Raw genomic sequence first — 4840 nt, forward strand, 5'->3', positions numbered from 1 at the left:
TTCGGCGGCACCAGCAAGTTCCTGACCTTCGACGGCCGGGTGACCTGGAAGCCCAATCCGCACATGGATATTGCCCTGGGCGTGGATAACCTCACCAACCGGCGTTACTTCGTGTACTACCCGTATCCTTCGCGCACGTACCTGCTCGACCTGAAGGTGCATCTGTGAGCGCCGTGCCCGATCGCCGCTCGCGCGATGCCTACCGGCTGGTATGGCGATGGCATTTCTACGCCGGGTTGTTCTGCCTGCCGTTCGTGCTGTGGCTGGCGTGCACGGGATCGATCTACCTGTTCAAGCCGCAGATAGAAGCATGGCTGGACCGCCCCTACGACCGCATCGATGCCCAGGCGCCGCGCGTGGCGCCGTCGATGCAGGTGGCCGCCGCGCTGGCAGTGGTGCCCGGTGGCGTACTCAATGCCTACGAGTTGCCCGCAAGCCATACGTCCTCCGCGCGGGTCCTGGTGGGTCGCGGCGACGACCTGGTGCGCGTGTACGTGGACCCGACCAATGGGCACGTGTTGCACCAGGTGGTGGAGGACGAGCGCCTGATGCGGCGCATCTTCTACCTGCACGGGGAATTGCTGCTGGGCGACCGGGGTTCGATGCTGGTGGAACTGGCGGCATCGTGGGCGATCGTGATGATCCTGTCCGGCCTGTACCTGTGGTGGCCCCGCGACAAGGGCCTGGCGGGCGTGCTGTATCCGCGCGTGCGCCAGCGCGGCCGTCTGTTCTGGCGCGATCTTCATGCGGTCGCCGGTGTGTGGGTGGCCTTGCTCGCGCTGACATTGCTGACATCGGGTTTGCCGTGGGCGAAGTCGTGGGGCGGGATGTTGAAGGAAGTGCGACAGTTCGGTTCGACAACCCAGGTTGATCAGGACTGGAACACGGGCCGTTCGGACGAGCTGGCCAAACGCCGCGCGGCGAATACGGCGATGGATGACATGGCCGATATGCCGGGGATGAATCGCGGGCAGGATCAGTCGACGAAGAAGATCCTGCACGCAGCGGTGGACCTGCATGCACTGGATCGCCTGGTGCCGACAGTGGCCGGCCTGCAGTTGCCGCCACCGGTGCTGATCGCCCCGCCATCGAAGGCGGATGCCGGCTGGACGGGTCGCTCCGATACGCAGAACCGCCCGAAGCGGTTGACGCTCAAGCTTGATGGCGCCACGGGCCAGGTAATCAATCGCAAGGATTTCGCCCAGGGCGCGTTCCTTGATCGGGCGATCGGCTACGGCGTGGCCGCCCATGAGGGCCAGTTGTTCGGCTGGCCGAACCAGTTGCTGGGCCTCACTACGGCGCTGGGCCTGATCACCGTCACCGTTAGCGGCTTCGTGATGTGGTGGCGCCGAAAACCGGTGAAGCGGCTGGGTGCGCCTCCCGCGCACGGCGCGCGCTACCCCCGACTAATGGTCGGGCTGCTGGTGGTATTCGGCGTGCTGTTGCCGCTCCTGGGCATCTCCATGCTGTTGGTGCTTACGGTCGAACGGCTGGTGCTTCGCCGCGTTCCACGGCTGCACGCCTTCTTCAATTAGGCACGACGGCGCTTGGGTCAGTCCGGCACGCGCGCGCCGACGGGAATGCTCACGAATGCCTCCTCGGCCACGCCTTGCTCACGCAACGCCGTGGCCAGCAAGGCCGGCGGTTCATCCAGCGGATCATCCGCCAGCTCGAACACGCCCCAGTGGATGGCCAGCGACTTGCGCACATTCGATTCGCGGTGAAGTTGTACCGCCTGAGCCGGATCAGTGTGCTGGCCTTGCATGAACCAGCGCGGCGAATATGCGCCGATGGGCAGGGCGGCCAGGTCGATCGGCCCCAGGCGTTTGCCCACCTCGGCCAGGTTCGGGGAATAACCGGTATCGCCGGCAAACCAGAAGGTGTAGCCATGACGCTGCCACACCCAGCCGCCCCAAAGGCTGCGGTTGCGATCGCTTAAAGTGCGTGCGCTCCAGTGGCGCGCAGGGACCAACGTGAAGCGGCCGCCGTCGATATCGATGCCGTCCCACCAGTCCAGTTCCACCGCATGTTCGATGCCATGGCGGCGCATCCATGGGGCAAGCCCCAGCGGTACCACGAACACGCACGCGGGAAACCGCCGCGCGATGCGTTTGACGCTGCGCGTATCGAGATGGTCGTAATGGTTGTGGGAGATCATCACCACGTCGATGTGCGGCAGGTCGTCCACATCCACCGGTGCAGGCGTGCGGCGCGCAGGCCCGGCAAACGACAGCGGCGATGCGCGATGGGAAAGCACCGGATCGGTTATCACGGTTTGCTCGCCGCGGCGCAGCAGCACGCAGGCGTGGCCCAGCCACCAGGCACCGTCGCCTTCAGCGGGAATATCCGCCTTGCTCCACCATTGCTTCGCAAAGGCCGCATAGCCCGCCTTCGGTGGCTTGGGCAGTCCCTGCTCCTTGCGTTCACGTCGCCACCGCTGCAGATCGCCCTTGCCTCGCGTGTCGGGTTCCAGGTTCCGGAAGCCCTCCGGGGTATGGTGCGGCCGGGCCGGATCAAAGTACGGATTGCGGTAGGGCATGGGCGTTCCTTTATAACGTTGCATTGACCTGATGCCGAACACCACGACTTTCAACCGTAAGAATGGGGCCGTTAGACTTCGCCGGTATTTCGCCGGGAAGTACCACGTCCATGAAGCGAACCATCATCACGGCCATGATGGCCACGGTGGTGGTCGCAGGTTCCGCACACGCGGGCGGCAGCCTGTTCGTGGACGATTCGGGCGTCACGCCGGCGGGCCGCTGCCAGCTGGAGAGCTGGCTCCGCGCATTCTCCGGCGGTGGTCGCGAGCTCACCCTGTCACCCGCCTGCTCGGCGGGGCCGCTTGAGTTTTCATTGGGCCTCACGCGCATCTCGCGGCCTGGCCAAAGCGAACTTACACCTGGCCTTAAGTGGCAGCTGCGCGACAACAGCAACGGCGGCTTCGGGCTGGCGGTGGCCGCCACGGGCATCTACCAGCACGGCAAGCTCAAGCAGACCGACGCCTACCTCGCGCCCGCCTGGGCCCTGGGGGCCGACCAGCAATGGCAGATATTCACTAACCTGGGCCTGTCACGTGACCGCGGCGAGACATCGAAGCTGGCCGGTGGCTTAGGCATGCAGTACTCAGTGTCCAAGGCCGTGGACCTCGTCGCCGAGCGCTACATCCGCAAGGGACGTGACGCCACCAACGAGGCCGGCATCAGTTTCAATTTCGCCGGCGCCGCCAGCATCGATCTACTGGTCGGCAAGAACCGCACTGACCAGTGGTTCACGTTCGGCTACAACGTGGTGTTCTAGCTGCGTAGCGGCGGCACCAAAGTCAGCCGTGGTTGCGGCGCGGTGTTCACCGGCGACAACAGGCGCTCGATATTTGCCGCTGCCACCGGTCGCGAATACAGGTAGCCCTGCCCTTCCACGCATCCGGCCTTCAGCAGGTAAGCGTGCTGCGCATCGTTCTCGATGCCTTCGGCGATGGTGATCAGGCCCAGCGACCCGGACATCGCTATCATCGCGTCGACGATGGCGACGTCGTTGCTGCTGTCGGGCAGGCCGCGCACGAAGGAACGGTCGATCTTGAGGTAGGCCACCGCGGGAAGCTTCAGGTAGGTGAGCGAGGAATAGCCCGTGCCGAAGTCGTCGATGGCCACGCCCACGCCCAGGTCGTGCAGCGCATGCATGGTGCGTTCGGTGTCCTCGCCAAGCCGCAGCAACGCGCCTTCGGTGATCTCCAGCAGCAGGCGCGGTGCATTGAGCTGGCTGGCCGATAGGGCATCGCGCACGCTCTCGACGAAATCCGGGTGGCCGAACCACGTGGCCGATACGTTCACGGCCACGCGGATCTGCGGCATGCGCGCCACGTCCCAGCGGCGGATCTGCGCGCAGGCGGCGTGGATCACCCATTCATCGATCTGGCGGATCACGCCGAGGGTTTCGGCGATGGGAATGAATTCATCGGGCATCACCAGCCCGCGCTCGGGATGCTGCCAGCGCAGCAGGGCTTCCACTGCCACCACGCGTCCGGTGCGCAGTTCCACCGATGGCTGGTACACCAGGTAGAACTCGTCCCGGTGCAGGGCCTGGCGAAGTTCGGCCGCCAGTTCCAGTCGGCGGCGCGCATCGGCATGCATGCGCGGGGTGTAGAAGCGCAGCGCGTTGCGCTCTTCCGTCTTGGCCGCATACATCGCGGCGTCGGCATTGGCGATCAGTGCGGTCGGTTCGCTGCCGTCCAGCGGGAAACCGGCGATACCGATGCTGGCGGAAAGGAAGATCTCGTAATCGCCCACCATGAATCGCTCGGCGAGCGCGGCAAGCAGGCGGCGGCCGAGGTCGCCGGCGTCCTCGCGCGTCTTCAGGCCGTTCATCAGCACGGTGAATTCATCGCCGCCGATGCGGCCGGCCATATCCCCCGGTGAAAGCTCCTTACGGATGCGATCGGCCACTTTCTGCAACAGGCGATCGCCCACGGCATGGCTGTAGCTGTCGTTCACCGCCTTGAAGGCGTCCAGGTCGATAAACATCACCACCGCGGCGCCGCGCTCGCGCGTGGCGGTGCTGATGGCATGGCCGCAGCGCAGTTCGAACTCGGCACGGTTGGCAAGCCCGGTAAGCGGGTCATGCGCGGCCATGTGTTCCAGGCGGCGCTGGTCGGCCTTATTCGCGGTGATGTCGGTGAACACCGCCACATAGCGCTGGATCTGGTCTTCCGCATCACGGATGGTGCTGATCGACAGCCATTCGGGGTACGAGCTGCCGTCCTGCCGGCGGCTGAGTACTTCACCCGTCCAGTGGCCGTCGGCTTCGATGCGGGCCCACATCGAGGGTGGCAGTTCACGGCCGTCGG

Annotated in this window: 4 protein-coding genes; 2 read left to right on the forward strand and 2 right to left on the reverse strand. The window is 65.4% G+C overall.

Going from position 1 to position 4840, the window contains the following annotated elements:
* Window positions 1–164: 164 nt before the first annotated feature.
* On the forward strand, window positions 165–1535 hold the full coding sequence (locus VK519_RS13695) for a PepSY-associated TM helix domain-containing protein (protein WP_324350656.1): 1371 nt from the start codon (window positions 165–167) through the stop codon (window positions 1533–1535).
* A 17-nt stretch (window positions 1536–1552) separates the two neighbouring features.
* Here the strand turns inward: VK519_RS13695 and VK519_RS13700 are convergent, their stop codons facing one another.
* Entirely contained in the window at window positions 1553–2539 is a 987-nt protein-coding gene (locus VK519_RS13700; protein WP_324350658.1) for an MBL fold metallo-hydrolase, read from the reverse strand.
* Between the two features lie 110 nt (window positions 2540–2649).
* On the opposite strand from VK519_RS13700, the gene VK519_RS13705 reads away from it, so the two are divergent.
* A complete protein-coding gene (locus tag VK519_RS13705; protein ID WP_324350660.1) occupies window positions 2650–3297 on the forward strand; it encodes a PA4824 family protein in 648 nt (215 codons plus the stop codon).
* Here VK519_RS13705 and VK519_RS13710 read toward each other — a convergent pair.
* Window positions 3294–4840: putative bifunctional diguanylate cyclase/phosphodiesterase (locus VK519_RS13710; protein ID WP_324350662.1), on the reverse strand; the 1547-nt coding region annotated here is incomplete at its 5' end. The genes VK519_RS13705 and VK519_RS13710 overlap by 4 nt on opposite strands.

The organism is Pinirhizobacter sp., assembly GCF_035317885.1.
Taxonomy (GTDB): domain Bacteria; phylum Pseudomonadota; class Gammaproteobacteria; order Xanthomonadales; family Rhodanobacteraceae; genus Pinirhizobacter.